At 61.8% G+C, this 17805-nt stretch carries 16 protein-coding genes; 7 read left to right on the forward strand and 9 right to left on the reverse strand.

Annotated features, from left to right (window positions below; translation table 11 throughout):
* Positions 1–13 precede the first annotated feature (13 nt).
* Positions 14–814, reverse strand: coding sequence for a DUF3108 domain-containing protein (locus NKI31_RS06895; protein WP_352650944.1), 801 nt, complete (start codon positions 812–814; stop codon positions 14–16).
* Between the two features lie 259 nt (positions 815–1073).
* Here NKI31_RS06895 and rpmB point away from each other — a divergent pair, with 259 nt between their 5' ends.
* The 3 genes from rpmB to NKI31_RS06910 all read left to right on the forward strand — a co-directional run bounded on the left by rpmB (position 1074) and on the right by NKI31_RS06910 (position 2888).
* Positions 1074–1370: a 50S ribosomal protein L28 gene (rpmB, locus tag NKI31_RS06900; RefSeq protein WP_023670682.1), complete on the forward strand. Its 297-nt coding sequence runs from the start codon at positions 1074–1076 to the stop codon at positions 1368–1370.
* 162 nt (positions 1371–1532) lie between these two features.
* Positions 1533–2213 carry a queuosine precursor transporter gene (locus tag NKI31_RS06905; protein WP_023711707.1) on the forward strand — a complete coding sequence of 227 codons (681 nt, stop codon included), beginning with the start codon at positions 1533–1535 and terminating at the stop codon, positions 2211–2213.
* Between the two features lie 3 nt (positions 2214–2216).
* Positions 2217–2888, forward strand: coding sequence for a polyamine aminopropyltransferase (locus NKI31_RS06910; protein WP_352650946.1), 672 nt, complete (start codon positions 2217–2219; stop codon positions 2886–2888).
* 5 nt (positions 2889–2893) lie between these two features.
* On the opposite strand, the gene NKI31_RS06915 is transcribed toward NKI31_RS06910, so the two are convergent.
* From NKI31_RS06915 to NKI31_RS06930, 4 genes are all read right to left on the reverse strand, one after another.
* The gene (locus NKI31_RS06915) at positions 2894–3919 is read right to left on the reverse strand and encodes an esterase-like activity of phytase family protein (protein WP_352650948.1); all 1026 of its coding nucleotides are present in this window, start codon (positions 3917–3919) and stop codon (positions 2894–2896) included.
* Entirely contained in the window at positions 3916–5814 is a 1899-nt protein-coding gene (cobT, locus tag NKI31_RS06920; protein ID WP_352650950.1) for a cobaltochelatase subunit CobT, read from the reverse strand. The genes NKI31_RS06915 and cobT overlap by 4 nt, the downstream gene beginning before the upstream one ends.
* Positions 5815–5825: 11 nt before the next feature.
* Positions 5826–6812: a cobaltochelatase subunit CobS gene (cobS, locus tag NKI31_RS06925; RefSeq protein WP_352459735.1), complete on the reverse strand. Its 987-nt coding sequence runs from the start codon at positions 6810–6812 to the stop codon at positions 5826–5828.
* 123 nt (positions 6813–6935) lie between these two features.
* Complete coding sequence (locus NKI31_RS06930; RefSeq protein WP_032887126.1) at positions 6936–7565, reverse strand: J domain-containing protein; 630 nt, start codon at positions 7563–7565, stop codon at positions 6936–6938.
* A 168-nt stretch (positions 7566–7733) separates the two neighbouring features.
* On the opposite strand from NKI31_RS06930, the gene NKI31_RS06935 reads away from it, so the two are divergent.
* Positions 7734–8036: a BolA family protein gene (locus NKI31_RS06935; protein WP_023670675.1), complete on the forward strand. Its 303-nt coding sequence runs from the start codon at positions 7734–7736 to the stop codon at positions 8034–8036.
* 11 nt (positions 8037–8047) lie between these two features.
* On the opposite strand, the gene NKI31_RS06940 is transcribed toward NKI31_RS06935, so the two are convergent.
* Positions 8048–9601 carry an acetolactate synthase large subunit gene (locus tag NKI31_RS06940; RefSeq protein ID WP_352651053.1) on the reverse strand — a complete coding sequence of 518 codons (1554 nt, stop codon included), beginning with the start codon at positions 9599–9601 and terminating at the stop codon, positions 8048–8050.
* A gap of 536 nt (positions 9602–10137) precedes the next feature.
* On the opposite strand from NKI31_RS06940, the gene NKI31_RS06945 reads away from it, so the two are divergent.
* Genes NKI31_RS06945 through NKI31_RS06955 form a run of 3 tightly spaced genes read left to right on the forward strand, consistent with a single transcriptional unit; the run spans position 10138 to position 14972 of the window.
* Positions 10138–12087, forward strand: a complete 1950-nt coding sequence (locus NKI31_RS06945; RefSeq protein ID WP_023714986.1) for a PrkA family serine protein kinase — start codon at positions 10138–10140, stop codon at positions 12085–12087.
* Between the two features lie 17 nt (positions 12088–12104).
* Complete coding sequence (locus tag NKI31_RS06950) at positions 12105–13412, forward strand: YeaH/YhbH family protein (RefSeq protein ID WP_023686733.1); 1308 nt, start codon at positions 12105–12107, stop codon at positions 13410–13412.
* 9 nt (positions 13413–13421) lie between these two features.
* Entirely contained in the window at positions 13422–14972 is a 1551-nt protein-coding gene (locus NKI31_RS06955; protein WP_352650954.1) for a SpoVR family protein, read from the forward strand.
* A 41-nt stretch (positions 14973–15013) separates the two neighbouring features.
* Here NKI31_RS06955 and NKI31_RS06960 read toward each other — a convergent pair whose 3' ends face one another.
* Genes NKI31_RS06960 through NKI31_RS06970 form a run of 3 tightly spaced genes read right to left on the reverse strand, consistent with a single transcriptional unit; the run spans position 15014 to position 17648 of the window.
* A complete protein-coding gene (locus NKI31_RS06960) occupies positions 15014–15910 on the reverse strand; it encodes an HlyC/CorC family transporter (RefSeq protein ID WP_023737434.1) in 897 nt (298 codons plus the stop codon).
* Positions 15910–17040: a 3-dehydroquinate synthase gene (gene aroB, locus NKI31_RS06965; protein ID WP_023737433.1), complete on the reverse strand. Its 1131-nt coding sequence runs from the start codon at positions 17038–17040 to the stop codon at positions 15910–15912. The genes NKI31_RS06960 and aroB overlap by 1 nt, the downstream gene beginning before the upstream one ends.
* On the reverse strand, positions 17037–17648 hold the full coding sequence (locus NKI31_RS06970) for a shikimate kinase (protein ID WP_023670667.1): 612 nt from the start codon (positions 17646–17648) through the stop codon (positions 17037–17039). Before NKI31_RS06970 ends, aroB begins: the two co-directional genes overlap by 4 nt.
* Positions 17649–17805: the final 157 nt, after the last annotated feature.

The following is a 17805-nucleotide window of genomic DNA, read 5'->3' on the forward strand; positions in this document are numbered from 1 at the left end:
CGGGTGGGAGCGTCTATTCAGTTGCTTCGAACCGCCCCGCGCTGACAGTCAAGGTGCCGATCTGCGTCCCGACCGTGGCGTGGATCGGCGCATATATGCCGGTTTGGCCGAGCGGTGCAAACGTCACCATCATCTGGCTCTTCTTCTTCAGGTAATTCAGCGCCTTGCGGCCCTTGCGGTAGCCTGCCACCGGCTCGAAGCTCATCTTGCAGGTGACGGTATCGCCCTTGTAACCCTTGACCGAGATCGATCCTTTCGAGGCGTAGGTCAGCGTCAGGTCGGCGCGCATCTCGCCGTCATAGAATTTCACCTTGCGCCCGCAGACCTGGTCGAGGCTGTCGGCATGGATAACGGTAGCCGCCATCGGATCGAGCACAGATGCCAGATCGTTGCTGCCCAGCGGTATCCAGTTTTTGGGATTGCGCTTTTTCGGTTCGGGAATGACCTGGGTGGCGGTCACCGCGCCATTGGCAAAGCGGATATCGACCATGGAAGCCTTCTTGCCGGACTTATAATCGGCGCGAAATACCTGCGGCTGCATCTGCTTGCCCAGGATCTTGCCCTTTGACGAGATCGTGCCGCTCGTGTCGTCGAACAAGGTGGCGAGACCAGCGCTGGAGACGGTGCCCTCTATGGAATAGCTATCGCCTTCGTAGTGGCTGGAAAATGTCGCCTTGGCCACGGAAAGGCCGAGGAACGACACCGTGTATTCGCCCTTGAAGGACTGTGCGGTGGCTGCGGGCGCGGCGGCAAGGGTTGATGTTGGCAAGGCGGCGACAAGTATGGCGACAACGGCATGTGACGGGCGAAGCATGGCGGGCTCGGTCCTTGATTTTTTTAACCGGAGGCGGGCGACTCCGGCTTGAGATGTCCCTGTCCGACCGCTTATAGGCTGAATTCCGGCCTTTATGTGAAACGCTCGTCACAGTCGTGGGCAAGCCGGAGCTTGACGCATTGGCGAAATGCAACTATGGAACGCCAACTTTTCCATAAGGCCGCCTGACTGAAACCGCGCGCCACCCGGCGCGGGCGAACAAGGTTTGGCAGGCTAGACAGAACTGAAGGTTAGAACCATGTCCCGCACCTGCGAACTCACTGCCAAGGCAGTCCAGACCGGCAACAATGTGAGCCACGCCAACAACAAGACCAAGCGCCGCTTCCTGCCGAACCTCGTCAATGTGACGCTGATTTCGGAAGCGCTGAACCAGAATGTGCGCCTGCGCATTTCGGCCAACGCGCTGCGTTCGGTCGAGCATCGCGGCGGCCTCGACGCCTTCCTGGCCAAGGCCGACGCCAAGGAATTGTCGCAGCGCGCGCGGCTGCTGAAGAAGCAGATCGCCAAGAAGCTGGCCGACCAGCCCGCCGCTTAACGATATCAAGGCGGGGGACGACCGCCCTGAGCATCGGAGCAATCCGATGCTCAAAACTTCTAAGGCAGCAGCATCGGAGCAATCCGATGCTCAAAACTTGCAAGGCAGCGCGATCCGGATTTCGGCTAGCGCCTGGCTGGTTCCATTACCCAGGATAAAAAAATGACTTCCTTCTCGCGATATCTGCCCTTTGTGGCCGCCATGGCGCTTGTCGTCGTGGTATCGAACATCCTCGTGCAGTTCCCGATGCAGGGTCAGGCCGGCGGTCTGTCGCTGGCCGACATCCTGACCTGGGGCGCCTTCACCTATCCCTTCTCCTTCCTGGTCACCGACCTTGCCAACCGCCGCTACGGCCCGACGGTGGCGCGCCGCATCGTCTTTGTCGGCTTCATGACCGCGGTGGTCTGCTCGATTCTCGTCCCGCCCTTCCTGTTTCGCCACGGCCTGATCGAGTTCGAGACATCAGCCGACCGGCTGGTGCGCATCGCCGCAGCTTCCGGCGCGGCCTTCCTTTGCGCGCAATTGCTCGACGTCACCGTGTTCAACCGGTTGCGCCGGCAGAGCTGGTGGCGCGCGCCGATCGTCGGCACGCTGGTCGGCTCGGTGTTCGACACCCTGGTGTTCTTCAGCATCGCCTTTTCGGCCGCCTTCGCTTTTGCCGGCCCGAACGACAGTTTTGCGCTGGAGACGGCGCCGCTGATGGGCGTGCTGCCGGTCGAGACCATGCGCTGGGTCTCCTGGGCCCTGGGCGACCTTTCGGTGAAGCTGATCATCGCTGTTGTGGCCCTGATCCCCTACCGGCTGCTCGCCGCCCACTGGAGCCAGCCGGCCGTGGCTGTCTAGGCCGTGATCCCTTGGGTCCAGCTCGGCTCGGCCAAAACGCCTGACGGCGGACAGGAACTGCGCCTTAAGCAGCGCGGCAGCGAATTCTCGATCATGCTCGGCACCAATGAGCTGATGAACAGCCGCCTCAGCGGCTCCGAAGAAGCGCTGGCCAAGCTCTCCTGTGAAAAGATCGGCGACCGCGCCCAACCGAAAATCCTGATCGGCGGCCTCGGCATGGGTTTTACGCTGCGCGCTGCGCTTGCCCAATTGGGCGCCGACGCAGGCATCACCGTTGCCGAGCTTGTCCCCGCCGTCATCGCCTGGGCGCGCGGCCCCATGGAGGCGGTCTTCGCCGGCTGTCTCGACGATCCCCGTGTGACGGTTCGCGAAGCCGACGTCGGGCACATCATAAGATCCGACAAGGCAGCCTGGGACGCCATCCTGCTCGATGTCGACAATGGCCCCGAAGGCATCGTCTACAAGGGCAACGACGCCCTCTATGGCGCTGCCGGGCTCGGCGCGGCGCGTGCAGCGCTCAGGCCCGGGGGCGTGCTGGCTGTTTGGTCGCAAGGCCCCGATGCCGGCTTCACACTTAGGCTCAAGCAGGCGGGCTTTGTCGTGGACGAGGTGAAGACGCGCGCCAATGGCAAGCGCGGCGCGCGCCACGTCATCTGGATCGCCACCAAGCCTTAGGGCTCTCAATCCTGGTGCAGGATGAATTCCAGATAGAGGTTGCGCTGCAGGATCGAGTGGTTGTCGTCCGAGATCAGCGACACCATCAGCGCCCCGTCATCGCGGGTCCAGACGTCGAGTCCTTCCATATTGTCGATCTGGTAGCCCATGTCGGCTTCCATCAGCACCGGCCCGTCGGCAACCGCGCCCTTCTCGACGCTTTCGCCATAGATGCGCCTTAGCCGCATCCTGACACCGCCGGCCATCGAGAAACTGCGCTCCAAAAGCAGCAGGTCGCCATCCGGCAGGAAGGCGCCGTCAGTGATGTCGAAAGCGCCGTTGCGCTTGACCGTGAAGACGCCCTTGTGCGGCCCTTCGATGATGGCGGCATAGATGTTGCCAACCTTGTCCAAGCTCTTTTCCGAGACCACGACGAGGCCGCCCTCGTGCTGGCCGTTAGGATTGGCGTGGGTGACGGTCTCGAAACCGCGGTTCTGCCGCAGTTCCCGGGCTGGAACCAGGAAGTTCAGTTGCTTGAACGGCGCAGTCATGTTGCTGGGGTCGATCTTGAACTGGGCGACGCGGTGATCGCGCTCGAAGCCGACGGTTGCAATGCCGTCGTTGACTGCAAGGCCCTCGGCATCGACTTCCCATTTCTTGTCGATCGGCCGGCCCTTCTCATCGACCATCTGCTGCATGCGGAAATTCTGGATGCCGGACGGCCGCTTGTCGGCATCATGGGTGATCGAGCCGAAGAACCAGAAGCCCGTATCGGCGACGCCGATGAAATCGCTGCCGGGTTTGACGAACCGAAATGCCGACAGCGCGCCGAAATCGCGCGTCGTCGAGTTCATCTCAAGACCGCCGACCAATTCCAGCAGCCCAAACTGCTTGTCGGCGCTGCCGATACGGAAGGTGGTGATCGGCCGCGCCGAGACTTCGACCGGCTCGACCGCGCTTGGGCCGGCGGCGATGGCCGGCGCAAACGCCATGCCGAACAAGGCAGTGACCGCGAAGAGCATCTGCCGAAACCCGCCGCGCAAAAAAATCATCCGGCGCGCCGGTAGCCGCCGCGGCGTGTATCGCGCACGTTTTCCTCGGCAAACAGCGAGGCCAGCTGCTCGGTCATGGCGCCGGCCAGTTCCTCGGCATCGACGATGGTGACGGCGCGCCTGTAATAGCGGGTAACGTCGTGGCCGATGCCGATGGCCAGCAGCTCGACCGGCGAGCGCGTCTCGATCAGTTCGATGACGGCGCGCAGATGCCGCTCGAGATAGTTGCCAGGATTGACCGACAGCGTCGAATCGTCCACCGGCGCGCCGTCCGAGATCATCATCAGGATCTTGCGCTGTTCGGGCCGGGCGATCAGCCGGTTGTGCGCCCATAACAACGCCTCGCCGTCGATGTTTTCCTTGAGCAGGCCCTCGCGCATCATCAGGCCGAGATTGCGCCGGGCGCGACGCCACGGATGATCGGCGGATTTGTAGATGATGTGGCGCAGATCGTTGAGCCGGCCGGGGTTCGGCGGCTTGCCGTCCTTCAGCCACTTCTCGCGAGCCTGTCCGCCCTTCCACGCCCGCGTGGTGAAGCCGAGGATCTCGACCGAGACGCCGCAGCGCTCCAGCGTGCGCGCCAGAATGTCGGCACAGGTGGCGGCAACCGTGATCGGCCGACCGCGCATCGACCCCGAATTGTCGAGCACCAGCGTCACCACCGTGTCGCGGAATTTGGTGTCGCGCTCCTGCTTGAACGACAACGGCTGCATCGGGTCGATGACGACACGAACCAGGCGTGCCGGATCGAGATAACCCTCTTCGAGGTCGAAATCCCAGGAACGGTTCTGCTGCGCCATCAGGCGGCGCTGCAGCCGGTTGGCGAGCCGGCCGACGACGCCGGAGAGATTGGCCAACTGCTTGTCGAGGAAGGCGCGCAGCCGGTCGAGTTCTTCTTCCTCGCACAGCTCTTCCGCACCGACCGTCTCGTCGAAGGCGGTGGTGAAAACCTTGTAGTCGATCTCTTTCGGCAGGTTGGCGAAGGGGTTGTCGTTACGGCGCGCCTCGCCCGGCGTTTCGGCGTCCGCATCGTCATCGTCGGAAAGATCGTCGGCAGTGGCGTCGGAGGCCTCAGTCTCGGACGACTGTTCGTCGTCGGCCGAGGCCTCGGCATCCTCGGACTGCGACTGCTCGGAGCCGGAATCGTCTTCACCGCCCTCCTCGCTCTGCTCCTCGCCTTGCGGCTGGTTGTCGTCACTGTCCTCGGAGTCTTCGGTTTCCTGGTCGTCGCCGAGTTCCTCGGCCATCTCCATGGACGCAAGCATCTCGCGCACGACGCGGGCAAAGGCCTGCTGGTCGCCAAGCTTGGCCGACAGTCCGTCGAGATCGGCCTTGGCTTTTTCCTCGACCCAGGGCCGCCAGAGGTCGACCAGCCGTTCGCCGCTCTTCGGGATCGGCCGTCCGGTCAGCTTTTCGCGCACCATAAGCGCCAGCGCCTCCTCGATCGGCGCGTCGGCCTTGTCCTTGACGTCGACAAGGTTGGCCTTGGCGTATTTGTCCTCCAGCATCGAGCCGATATTGTCGGCGACGCCCTGCATGGCGCGGCTGCCGATCGCCTCGACGCGGGCCTGTTCCACGGCGTCATAGATCGAGCGCGCCAGCTTGCCTTCCGGCGCCAGTTTGGTGTGGATGCGCTGATCGTGGCAGGCGCGCTTCAGCGCCATGGAATCGCCCAGGCCACGAGTAATCGCGATGTCTGTCTTGGACGCTTTCTTCGGCAGTTCGGGCAGACGGGCGCGGCTGCCGGCGAGCGCCGGGCGGTCCTTGGCGAAACCGACTTCGAGCTCCTTGTCGCCGGCGATGGCGCGCATGCAGACGGTGACGGCACGCTTGAAGCTGTCGGCTTCAGACCCCGTCTTCGACTTGTTGCGCGTGTTGTCGCCCGGACCCGCCATTGAGGCTCTGCTCAGCCCAGCACCACGTTGGCGGCGCTCTCGGGCAGGTCCTCGCCGAAGGCGCGCTGGTAGAACTCGGCCACCACCGAGCGCTCCAGCTCGTCGCACTTGTTGAGGAAGGTCAGCCGGAACGCCATGCCGACATTGCCGAAGATTTCGGCATTCTCGGCCCAGGTGATCACGGTACGCGGGCTCATCACGGTCGACAGATCGCCATTGATGAAGGCCGAGCGCGTCATGTCGGCGACCCGCACCATCTTGTTGACGATGTCCTTGCCCTTGGCGTCGCGATAGTGCTTGGCCTTGGCCAGAACGATATTCACCTCATTGTCGTGCGGCAGGTAGTTCAGCGTGGTGACGATCGACCAGCGATCCATCTGCGCCTGGTTGATCTGCTGCGTGCCGTGATAGAGGCCGGTGGTGTCGCCGAGGCCGACCGTGTTGGCGGTCGAAAACAGCCGGAACGCCGGATGCGGGCGGATGACTCGGCTCTGGTCGAGCAGCGTCAGGCGGCCCGATGATTCCAGCACGCGCTGGATGACGAACATCACGTCCGGACGGCCGGCATCGTACTCGTCGAAGCAGAGCGCGACATTGTGCTGGTAGGCCCAGGGCAGGATGCCGTCGCGGAATTCGGTGATCTGCAGGCCGTCCTTGACGACGATGGCGTCCTTGCCGACGAGGTCGATACGGCTGACATGGCTGTCGAGGTTGACGCGCACGCAGGGCCAGTTCAGGCGGGCTGCGACCTGTTCGATGTGCGTCGATTTGCCAGTGCCGTGATACCCCGACACCATGACGCGGCGATTGTAGGCAAAGCCGGCAAGGATCGCCAGCGTCGTCGCCTTGTCGAACAGATAATCCGGATCGATGTCCGGCACATGTTCCGAGGTCACCGAATAAGCCGGCACCACCATCTTGGACTCGAAGCCGAATTTGTCTTTCACCGACACCGTCGTGTCGGGCAAATTGGCGATGTCGCGATCGACCTTGTTCATCTCTATCCGAGTCTCCACGGGCGAAATGCCTGATTTCGCCGGCAATCGATTTTGTCCGGGGGCGGTCTTAGAGCCTTTTCCACCCTTATGAAAGTTGGAAAACGACACGAACCGTTAGGTTGCTCAGCACAAACCCGCCTGCTTGAGCACGCGATAGGCCTGCAGCACATCGCGGAACCGGTCTTCCGAACCTCTATCGCCGCCATTCGCATCCGGATGGTGGCGCTTCACAAGTTCCTTATAGCGCGCCTTGATGTCCTTGCCAGTCGCCTTTGTATCAAGGCCAAGCGTTTCCAGCGCCTTGGCCTCAAGCGGCTTGGCCTTGCGTTCGCGCGCCTCGCGCGGGTCCTTCGGCCCTTTGAACAGGTCGAAAGGATCGCGCATGCGGTTGTAATAGCCGGCGCGACCGGAACGCTGCTGGGCGAAATCGGGCGAGGAGCGCGTCGAGGCGCCGGCGACGCCCATCTTCCATGTCGGCCGGTGGCCGGTCATCGCTTCCTTCTGGAAGCGGGCTATCTCGGTGTCCGGCACGCCGGAGAAGTAGTTGAAACCCTTGTTGTATTCGCGCACATGATCGAAGCAGAACTGAAAATACTCGCCTTCCTTCATGCGTCCGACCGGCGCCCGGTGGGTACCGGCCTCCTTGCAGCCGTCCCACTGGCAGATCGGCGAGTGCGACTTCAGCTCCGCATCCTTGTCGGGACGGACCCGAATTTTCTCGAAATATTTGGGGTACGGTTTCATCTCACCCATTTATGGGCTGTTCGCACGTGCGAAACAAGAATTGACATTTTCGCGATCATCGCCCTAACCGCTGAATCGCGGCATAAAGCAGGGCGAATGGCGATTTTTGAGGCGGCCCGGCGGGATCGATCCCGATTTCCCGATCACGCCTTGCAGATATGGTGAAGGGAGATGGCGATGTCCATACAGGCGACGATGGAAGACAAGCTGAACAAGGCGTTTTCGCCGGAGCGGCTGGCGATCGTCAATGAAAGCCACCTTCATGCCGGTCATCACCACCACGGCTCCGACGATCACGGTGCCTATGACGGCACCGGCGAGACGCATTTTCGCGTCCGCATCGTCTCATCCGTCTTTGCCGGCATGAGCCGCATCGACCGCCACCGCGCCGTCAACGAATTGCTCGCAGCGGAGCTGCAAGCCGGCGTCCATGCGCTGGCAATCGAACCGGCTGCACCCGGCGAAAAGACCCGTTGGTAAGTCTCTCCGCCTCAGATCACCGCTTCGATGAGAAACGGTCCCGGACGCGACAGGGCACTGTCGAGCAGCGCGTCGAACCGCTCGCACGTGTCGGCGCGGGCCGCCTCGACGCCCATGCCTTTGGCCAGCGCAACCCAGTCCAGCGCCGGATGGTCGAGATCGAGCATGCGCCTAGCGTTCTCGCCGATCTCATTGACCCCGACATTCTTCATTTCGCCATGCAGGATGGCGTAGGTCCGGTTGGAAAAGATGATGGTCACGACGTCAAGCTTTTCCCTGGCCTGGGTCCACAGTCCCTGCACCGTGTACATGCCACTGCCGTCGGCTTCGAGATTGATCACCTTGCGGTCCGGGCAGGCGATCGCCGCGCCGGTAGCCATGGGAATGCCGCCGCCGATCGATCCGCCCGTACCCATCATGTAGTCGTGCGGCGCCGCAAAGGCGGATAGCGTGAAGAACCGTCTCGCCGAGGTGACCGCTTCGTCGCAGACGATGGCATTGGCCGGAAGTTTGCGCGCCACCGACAGCGCGATGGCATCGTCCGTCAGTCTGCCGCTCAGCGTCGGTTCGTCTGGAATGGCGGTTGCGGCGGCGAATTGCTGCGTCGGCTTGATGCCGAGCTCGTCGGCCAGCGCCTCCAGCGCCGCTTTCAGATCCTGGCCATGCGCCGCCAGCGAAAGCACCTTGCAATCGTCCCGAACCAGCCGCCCGGGCTTGCCGGGATAAGCGAAGAAGGCAACCGGCTCCTTGGCGCCGACCAGCACCAGCAAGTCGATATCCCGGAGCATGGCCGTCGCCGCATCGACCGGATAGGGAATGCGGGTCGGGGCGAACCGCCCGCGGCCGCGCTGCATGCGGGCGATCAGAACCTCACTGAACAGCCTGACATCGCTTCCCGATGAGATTCTCCCTGCGATTTCAAGTCCATCGGCGCGCGCCGCCTGCCCACGCACCACCATGCCGACACGGCCCGGCGCGGCGCGGATTGCTTCGGCGATCATGCGCACAACAGCCATGTCGACGGCGGGCGGCGGCTCCAGCTTCACCTTGCCAGGCGAAATCGCAGCAACTTCGCCCCAGGCGGCATCCGCAGGCAGGATCAAGGTCGTGACGCCGGGCGGCGTGAGTGAGGCGCGGAAAGCCGCCTCTGCGGCCGGCACAACATCGGCCGGCCCCTTGACGCGGCCAACCCAGTTCGACATCGGCGACGCCAGGCCTTCTATGTCGCTGGTCAGCGGGGCATCGAGCGGCAGATGGTAAGAAGCATGGTCGCCGACAATGTTGATCATCGGGCTGCGCGCACGCCTTGCGTTGTGCATGTTGGCCAAACCGTTGGCGAGACCCGGTCCGGTATGCAGCAACGTTGCTGCCGGGCGGTCGGTCATGCGCGCATAGCCGTCGGCGGCGCCGGTCACCACGCCCTCGAACAGGCCGAGCACGCAGCGCATCTGAGGTTTGCGGTCCAGTGCGGCAACGAAATGCATTTCGGATGTGCCAGGATTGGCGAAGCAGACCGTGACGTCATTGGCCAGGAGCACGTCGCACAGCAGATCGGCGCCATTCATGATTTTCTTTCCCAATCGACAATTCAGGAACAATTGCACCTGTAGCCGCCGGGTCGGCAATGTCCCGCCGGGGCTTTTGGTCTGATCCAGGACGCCTCGAGGGGATCCGGGATCAACCGACGGTCCATTCAGGAAGGCCAGCATCGCGGCGGTCAACGCGTCGCCGTCCTCGCCGAAGTCGTGATTGATCGACATATGCGTGTAGGCGTTGCCGTCGAACAGCGTCACTTCAGTGCCGGTGGCGCGCAGGCGTTTGGCAAAGCCTTCGTTTGGTCGTCGCGGCATTCGGCGCGCGAATAGGCGATGAAGGTCGGCGGATGCTTGTGTCCATCGAGATAGCTGGCCGGCGACAACGCCGCCCATCAGCGGCGCAGCAACGGGCAACCCGCCATTCCAGCCACTCCGAATGTTTCCTCCCAAGCCTTCTACCCGGATTGCAGCCACTCTCCTTCATGTGAAGGGAACCAACAATGCTTTCCGACAGTTGAAGGTGATGAGGCGATTGGAATCCAGATCGGCTCCGAGGGCAGAACATCATGCGTGCAACCCAATCCGACGTCTTCGATCTTTTTTCGGAAATTTATGCCAATGCGGCGGACGAAGAGGTCAGCATCCAACAGTATCTTCTTGCCTGTCGGGAAGACAAATCGATGTACGCTTCGGCTCCCGAAAGGATGGTCGACGCAATCGGTGAACCAAAGCTGGTTGACACCAGCAAAGACGAGCGGCTCGGCCGCATTTTCTCGAATCGGACCCTCAAGGTCTACCCTCATTTTTCCGACTTCTATGGAATGGAGGATACGATCGAGCGCATAGCCGGGTATTTCCGCTATGCCTCGCAGGGGCTCGAAGAACGCAAGCAGATCCTCTATCTCCTCGGCCCGGTCGGCGGCGGCAAATCCTCTCTGGCCGAGCGCCTGAAGAAACTGATGGAGCAGCGCCCGATCTACACGCTGAAGGTCGGCAACCAGATCAGCCCGGTTTTCGAGTCGCCGCTTGGGCTGTTCCATCCCGATCACATGGGTGATCTGCTAGAGGATAAATACGGCATAGCCCGGCGCCGGCTGAACGGATTGATTTCGCCATGGGCGGCCAAGCGCCTCGACGAATTGTCTGGCGACATTTCCAAATTCAGCGTCGTCAAGCTGATGCCTTCGCGGCTGCGCCAGATCGGCATTGCCAAGACCGAACCTGGCGATGAGAACAATCAGGATGTCTCGGCCCTGGTCGGCAAGGTCGACATCAGGCAATTGGAAAATTTTAGCCAGTCCGACCCCGATGCCTATTCCTATAGCGGTGGCCTGAACCGGACCACGCAAGGTCTGCTTGAATTCGTCGAGATGTTCAAGGCACCCATCAAGGTTCTGCATCCGCTGCTGACCGCGACACAGGAAGGCAGCTACAACGGCACTGAAAATTTCGGCGCCTTTCCCTACCAGGGGATCATCGTCGCCCATTCCAACGAGTCGGAATGGCAACAGTTCAAGAGCAACAAGAACAACGAGGCGTTTCTCGATCGCATCCTGGTGGTCAAGGTACCCTATTGCCTGCGGATCACCGAAGAGAGGCAGATCTATGAGAAATTGCTGCGTGAGAGCGAGTTGGCCGCCAGCCCCTGTGCCCCTGAAGTTTTGGACATCCTCAGCCGCTTTGCAGTTTCGACGCGCTTGGCCGAGCACGACAACTCGCCGCTCTACACCAAGATGCGCGCCTATGACGGCGAAAACCTGAAGGAAGTCGATCCCAGGGCAAAGTCGGTCCAAGAATATCGCGACGCCGCCGGCGTCGATGAAGGCATGACGGGCGTCAGCACGCGCTTTGCCTTTAAGATCCTTTCGCAGACATTCAACTTCGATAATGAGGAGGTGGCCGCCGATCCTGTGCATCTGATGTACATTCTGGAGGAGGCGATCAAGCGGGAGCAGTTCCCGAAGGAAACGGAAGCGGCCTATCTTGAATTCATCAAGTCGGAGCTTGCGGCGCGCTACGCCGAGTTCATCGGCCACGAAATCCAGAAGGCCTATCTGGAGTCCTATAGCGAATACGGCCAGAACCTCTTCGACCGCTACATCGCCTATGCGGATGCCTGGATTGAGGACCAGGACTACAAGGACCCCGACACCGGCCAGATCCTCAACCGGGAGATCCTGGACAACGAACTTTCGCAGGTCGAGAAACCGGCAGGCATCGCCAATCCCAAGGACTTCCGTAACGAGGTGGTGAAGTTCACTCTGCGCGCTCGCGCAAGAAACCACGGCCGCAACCCGTCATGGACCAGCTATGAAAAACTGCGCGAGGTCATCGAGAAGCGGATGTTCGGACAGGTCGAGGACCTCTTGCCGGTGATCAGCTTCGGCTCCAAGCAAGACAGCGTTACGGAAAAGCGCCACAACGAATTCGTGCAGCGCATGATCGAGCGTGGCTACACAGAACGGCAGGTACGCCGGCTGGTGGACTGGTACATGCGGGTGAACAAGGCGGGTTGACAGAGCCGGATGGTTCCATGCCGATCTTCATCGACCGTCGCCTGAACCCCAAGGACAAGAGCCTTGGCAATCGACAGCGCTTCCTCAGGCGTGCTCGCGAGGAGTTGAAGCGGAGCATTCGCGATCAAATCCGCACTGGCAGGATCGCCGACGTGGATACCGAGCACGCCGTGCCCATGCCTGAAAGGAAAACAGCCGAGCCGAGCTTCAACGATGACAGGGCCAGCGGACGGCGCCGACACATCCTTCCGGGCAACAGGCATTTTTCCCCTGGAGACCTGCTCCCGAAGCCGCATGGGGGCGGCGCGGCGTCGTCGCCAGGAAACACGGCGTCGGAAGACGATTTTCGTTTCGTGCTGTCACGCGAGGAGGTGCTCGAACTCTTTTTTGAGGATCTCGAACTGCCCGACCTGGTTAAGCTCAATCTCAAGGAAATCCTTGCCTTCAAGCCGCGCCGGGCCGGCTTCGCGGCGACCGGTTCCCCGACCAACATCAATGCCGGCCGCACCATGCGCAACAGCCTAGGCCGACGCATTGCGCTGAGGCGCCCCACGCAGCAGGAACTGGAGGCGATCCTCCGGGAAATCGTCACGCTTGAGTCGGCCCCGGCCGGCGCGGCGGTGCGCCAGCGCATCGCGGAATTACGCGACGAGCTTGACCGGCTGGAGCGACGGCGCAGGCGAATTGCCTTTGTCGATCCGGTCGATATCCGATTCAACCGCTTCGACGCCCGGCCGGTGCCGAATGCCAATGCCGTCATGTTCTGCCTTATGGACGTGTCCGGATCGATGGGCCAACGCGAAAAGGACTTGGCCAAACGCTTCTTCGTGCTGCTGCACCTGTTCTTGAAACGGCGCTACGAACGCACGGAGATCGTCTTCATCCGCCATACCCATGAGGCGCACGAAGTGGATGAGGACACGTTCTTCTACAACACGCAGAGCGGCGGTACGATCGTCTCCACCGCGCTCGACGAAATGCACCGCATTATCGGCCAGCGCTATCCTGCCAGCGAGTGGAACATTTACGCCGCGCAGGCCTCTGACGGGGACAATTTCACCACCGATTCCGAGCGATGCATAGAGCTCATGAACGGCAAGCTCATGCGCCTGTGCCAGTATTTCGCCTATGTCGAGATCATCGACGAACGCGAGAGCCACATATTCGGTGCTACCGAAAACGGGACGTCGCTTTGGCGCGCCTACAGTACGATTGAGCTGAAATGGCCCAACTTCCAGATGAGCCGCATCGCTGCTCCCGCGGATATTTACCCGGTCTTCCACCGGCTCTTCGCCAGGCAGCCGGCGGCCATCAAGAGCGCTTGAGAGAGAGAGATGGTCAGGCGAGCCAACGAAACGAATTTGTTGTTTTCCGGTTCTGACTGGAATTTCGAGAAATTATCGCGGGCTTTTGAAGAGATCGAGGCGATCGCGGTCGACGAGTTGCATCTCGATACTTACCCGGTCCAGATGGAGATAATCTCCTCCCAGCAGATGCTCGACGCCTACTCATCTATCGGCATGCCACTGATGTATCGGCATTGGTCGTTCGGCAAACATTTCCTTCACCAGGAGCTTCTTTACCGTAAGGGTGGCCGGGGGCTGGCCTATGAACTGGTCATCAACTCCAATCCCTGCATCGTCTACCTCATGGAGGAAAACACCATGGCGTTGCAGGCCCTTGTGACGGCCCACGCGGCGCTTGGCCACAATCATTTCTTCAAGAACAATCATCTGTTTCAGCAATGGACCGACGCCGGGGCAATCCTGGGTTATCTGGACTTCGCCAAGGGCTACATCGCCCGGTGCGAGGAGCGGCACGGCCTTGCAGCAGTGGAGGCCATTCTCGATTCCGCCCATGCGCTGATGGAACAAGGGGTGTTCCGCTACCACCGGCCGCCAAAGCTCTCGTCGGAGCGACAGCGCGAAGGGCTTCGCGAGCGCCTCGAATATGAAGAGCGCTCCTACAACGATCTGTGGCGCACGCTGCCGCCGTCGCAGAACAAAAACAAGTCCGGCAATGAGGATCAAGGGATGGCGGAGCGCAAGAGATCGCTCAACCTGCCCGAGGAAAACCTCCTGTATTTCCTCGAGAAGAACAGCCTGATCCTGGAACCCTGGCAGCGCGAGATCATCAGGATCGTCCGCGTCATCGCGCAATATTTCTACCCGCAGCGACAGACTCAAGTGATGAATGAAGGCTGCGCCACCTTCGTGCATTATACGCTCATGAACATGCTATTCGATCGTGGCCGGATCGGCGAAGGTGCCATGCTCGAAATCCTGCGCAACCATTCGAACGTGATCTTCCAGCCGGCCTTTGACGATTCCCGGTTTTCAGGCATCAATCCCTATGCCCTCGGCCTCGACATGATGCAGGACATACAGCGCATTTCGACCGAGCCGACGGCGGAGGACCGCGACTGGTTCCCGGACATTGCAGGACATGGCAACTGGCGCGAGGTCCTGCTTGAGGCCTGGGCCAACCACCGCGACGAATCCTTTATCCGACAGTACCTCAGCCCGAGCTTGATCCGAAAATGGCGGTTCTTCGTGCTTGGCGATGGAGCCGACAAACCGCATTTCGAAGTCGCGTCGATCCACAACGAACGTGGCTATCACAAGATACGCGCCCAGCTTGCCCACAGTTACGACCTTGGAGCGAATCGGCCGGACATCCAGGTGATTGATGTCGACCTGCTCGGCGACCGGCAGTTGCGACTGCAACACAGGGTAAAGGATGGTGTTGTGCTCGAAGGCGCCAGCCGTGACGCGACGCTCCGCCATGTCCGCAGCCTCTGGGGCTACGAGGTCAGCCTGGTTGCAGTTGACGCTCAAACCGGTGCGACAATCCACGAACGGTCTACGAGCCAGATCGCGGCATAAACTCGGCAAAGAGCGTTCTGTTGCGGGCCTGCTCGGTACCTTTAGGATTCGCCCGCCGGCCTGATCCTGATCCTGGCGATCCGGTTCTTGTCGCGTTTCATCACCACGAAGCGCTTGCCGTGGAAGGTGAAAGCCTGCTTTTCCTCGGGGATCGACTGCGTCTCGTGGATGACCAGCCCGGCAATGGTGGTCGCTTCCTCGTCAGGCAGGTTCCAGTCGAGCGCCCGGTTGAGATCGCGGATCGGCACGGTGCCGTCGACGACCACGGAACCGTCCGCCTCCTGCTTCACGCCCTGAATGTCGACATCGTGCTCGTCGGCGATCTCGCCAACGATCTCCTCGATAATGTCCTCCAGCGTCACCAGCCCTTCGACCTCGCCATATTCGTCGACGACGATAGCGAAATGCGCCTTGGCGCGCAGGAAGGCGTTGAGCTGTTCCTGCAGCGTGGTGGTGTCGGGCACGAACCAAGGCTTCGACGCGATCTTCATCACGTCGATCCGGGAAAAGTCGTTGCCGACCTCGTTCAGCGCTCGCAGCAGGTCCTTGGCGTGCAGCACGCCGACAATGTTGTCGAGAGAGCCTTTCCACAACGGCATGCGGGTGTGCGGGCTCTGCAGGATCTCGCGCACCACCGCTTCCGGCCCATTGTCGGCATTGACTGAGCGCATATTGGTGCGGTGAACCATGATGTCGGAGACTTCGAGCTCGGCGAGATCGAACAGCCCGCCGACGCGGTCGCGGTCCTCTCGCACCATCTGGCCGTCGCGGCGGAAATCGTCGACCGCACCGCGCAACTCGTCCTGGGTCGAGCGCTGCGGCTCGATGCGCGACAACTCATAGCCGAACATGGCAAGCAGGCGCGTGCGCACGGCCAGGACAAGCAGGATGAGGATGGCAAGGACGGCGACGGCGGTCCAGCCGGGCTCGTTGATCATCATTGCCGGCTTTCCTGGCCCGGGTGGTTCTCCCTGAGGAACGAAAGCACTTCAGACGCCGGTACATCCTTGGCAATAAAAGCCTGGCCAACGCCGCGCGTCAGGATGAATGTCAGCGCGCCGCGCGACACTTTCTTGTCCTGGGTGATGAAGCCAAGCAGCACCTCGGGATCGGGCAACTCACCAGGGATGTCGGCCATCCGCCAGGGTAGACCGACGGCGCGAAGATGCGCCTCGACCCGCGCCGCGTCGTCGGGGCTGGCCAGATTGAGCCTTGCGGAAAAGCCGTGCGCCAGCGCCATGCCGATGGCGACGCCTTCGCCATGCACGAGGCGGGCGCCGTCATACTGTGTGGCGCCTTCCAGCGCATGGCCGAATGTGTGGCCAAGATTGAGCAGTGCGCGGTCGCCGGTTTCGAACTCGTCGCGGGCGACGACATCGGCCTTGGCGCGGCAGGCCTCGGCAATCGCCTCCGCCCGTTCCGCACCACCAGCGAACACCTTTTCCCAGTTCGCTTCCAGCCAGGCGAAAAACTCCGGTCGGTCGATCAACCCGTATTTGGCAAGCTCGGCATAGCCGGCGCGAAATTCGCGGATCGGCAGCGTGTCGAGCACTTCGGTGTCGGCCAGCACCAGCTTCGGCTGATGGAAGACGCCGACCAGATTCTTGCCGCGCGGGCTGTTGATGCCGGTCTTCCCACCGACCGAGGAATCGACCTGCGCCAGCAGCGAGGTTGGAATCTGGACGAAATTCATGCCGCGGCGCACGATGCCGGCGGCAAAGCCGGTCAGGTCGCCGATGACGCCACCGCCAAGCGCAATGACGACATCGCCGCGCTCCAGCTTGGCGGCGAGCACGCCGTCGACCACCTCTTCGAGATGGGCAAAGCTCTTGGTCTTTTCGCCGGCCGGCAAAGTGATGACGGCAGGCTGGATGCCGCCTGTTTCCAGACCGGCCTTCAGCGCGTCGAGATGTGCCGCCGCGACATTGTCGTCGGTGACCACCGCCGCCCTCGTGCCGGGCAGGCGGCTAGAAATCTCGGCGCCGGCGCGCGCCAAAAGGCCAGGGCCGATCAGGATGTCATAGGCACGCTCGCCAAGGCCGACCTCGACAGTGACCGGTTCGCTCACAGCCGCACCTCGCCTGGCGCAGTCGGAGCCGGAATGCCGAAATGCCCGCACAGCGCGTCGACAACCTCCGTCGCAATGACCTCCTTGCGGTCGTCGCGTGTCGGCACGGTGATGTTGGACGTGGCATAGACCGGGTAGCGCTCGCCCATCAGTCGCTCGAGCACGGCGCGCGGATCGGCGCTTTTGAGCAACGGCCGGTTCTGCTTCTTGGACACGCGTTCCATCAATAGGTCGATCTCGGCCTTCAGCCACACCGACACGCCATGCCCGGCGATCGCTTCCCGCGTCTGCGCATTCATGAACGCGCCGCCGCCGGTCGACAGCACCTGCGGCCCACTCTCCAGCACGCGCAGGATGACGCGCTGCTCCAATGCCCGGAATTCGGTCTCGCCATAGCGTTCGAACAGTTCCGGCACCGTCATGCGCGACACGGTTTCGATCTCCTGGTCGCTGTCGACGAAGGGCAGCGACAGCATCGTCGCCACCTTGCGGCCGATCGCCGTCTTGCCGGCGCCCATCAGGCCGACAAAGACGATCGAGCGGCTGCCCAGCCTGTCGAGCAGCGCGGCATGGCTATCGCCGGGAGGATTTGCTGGTAACGCGTTCATGAGACCATGCTGTTTCTAAGCCGTCTTTGCCGGCGTATCGACATCAAAAGCCCGTTTGCGTCAAGCATAGCGCCTTTCGCACCCAGAGCCCTTCGTCCTTGAATTGAAGGAATTAGCGTCCCATAAGGGCACAGGGTTTGGAATCGCAGAGCAAGAA

The organism is Mesorhizobium sp. M0659, assembly GCF_040320605.1.
Classification (GTDB): Bacteria; Pseudomonadota; Alphaproteobacteria; order Rhizobiales; family Rhizobiaceae; genus Mesorhizobium.

What these genes read in the sequence shown, in the direction of transcription:
- NKI31_RS06895 (WP_352650944.1), bottom strand. Translation starts at nt 814, where the DNA reads ATGCTTCGCCCGTCACATGCCGTTGTCGCCATACTTGTCGCCGCCTTG.
- rpmB (WP_023670682.1), top strand. Translation starts at nt 1,074, where the DNA reads ATGTCCCGCACCTGCGAACTCACTGCCAAGGCAGTCCAGACCGGCAAC.
- NKI31_RS06905 (WP_023711707.1), top strand. Translation starts at nt 1,533, where the DNA reads ATGACTTCCTTCTCGCGATATCTGCCCTTTGTGGCCGCCATGGCGCTT.
- NKI31_RS06915 (WP_352650948.1), bottom strand. Translation starts at nt 3,919, where the DNA reads ATGATTTTTTTGCGCGGCGGGTTTCGGCAGATGCTCTTCGCGGTCACT.
- cobT (WP_352650950.1), bottom strand. Translation starts at nt 5,814, where the DNA reads ATGGCGGGTCCGGGCGACAACACGCGCAACAAGTCGAAGACGGGGTCT.
- cobS (WP_352459735.1), bottom strand. Translation starts at nt 6,812, where the DNA reads ATGAACAAGGTCGATCGCGACATCGCCAATTTGCCCGACACGACGGTG.
- NKI31_RS06930 (WP_032887126.1), bottom strand. Translation starts at nt 7,565, where the DNA reads ATGGGTGAGATGAAACCGTACCCCAAATATTTCGAGAAAATTCGGGTC.
- NKI31_RS06935 (WP_023670675.1), top strand. Translation starts at nt 7,734, where the DNA reads ATGTCCATACAGGCGACGATGGAAGACAAGCTGAACAAGGCGTTTTCG.
- NKI31_RS06940 (WP_352651053.1), bottom strand. Translation starts at nt 9,601, where the DNA reads ATGAATGGCGCCGATCTGCTGTGCGACGTGCTCCTGGCCAATGACGTC.
- NKI31_RS06945 (WP_023714986.1), top strand. Translation starts at nt 10,138, where the DNA reads ATGCGTGCAACCCAATCCGACGTCTTCGATCTTTTTTCGGAAATTTAT.
- NKI31_RS06950 (WP_023686733.1), top strand. Translation starts at nt 12,105, where the DNA reads ATGCCGATCTTCATCGACCGTCGCCTGAACCCCAAGGACAAGAGCCTT.
- NKI31_RS06955 (WP_352650954.1), top strand. Translation starts at nt 13,422, where the DNA reads ATGGTCAGGCGAGCCAACGAAACGAATTTGTTGTTTTCCGGTTCTGAC.
- NKI31_RS06960 (WP_023737434.1), bottom strand. Translation starts at nt 15,910, where the DNA reads ATGATCAACGAGCCCGGCTGGACCGCCGTCGCCGTCCTTGCCATCCTC.
- NKI31_RS06970 (WP_023670667.1), bottom strand. Translation starts at nt 17,648, where the DNA reads ATGAACGCGTTACCAGCAAATCCTCCCGGCGATAGCCATGCCGCGCTG.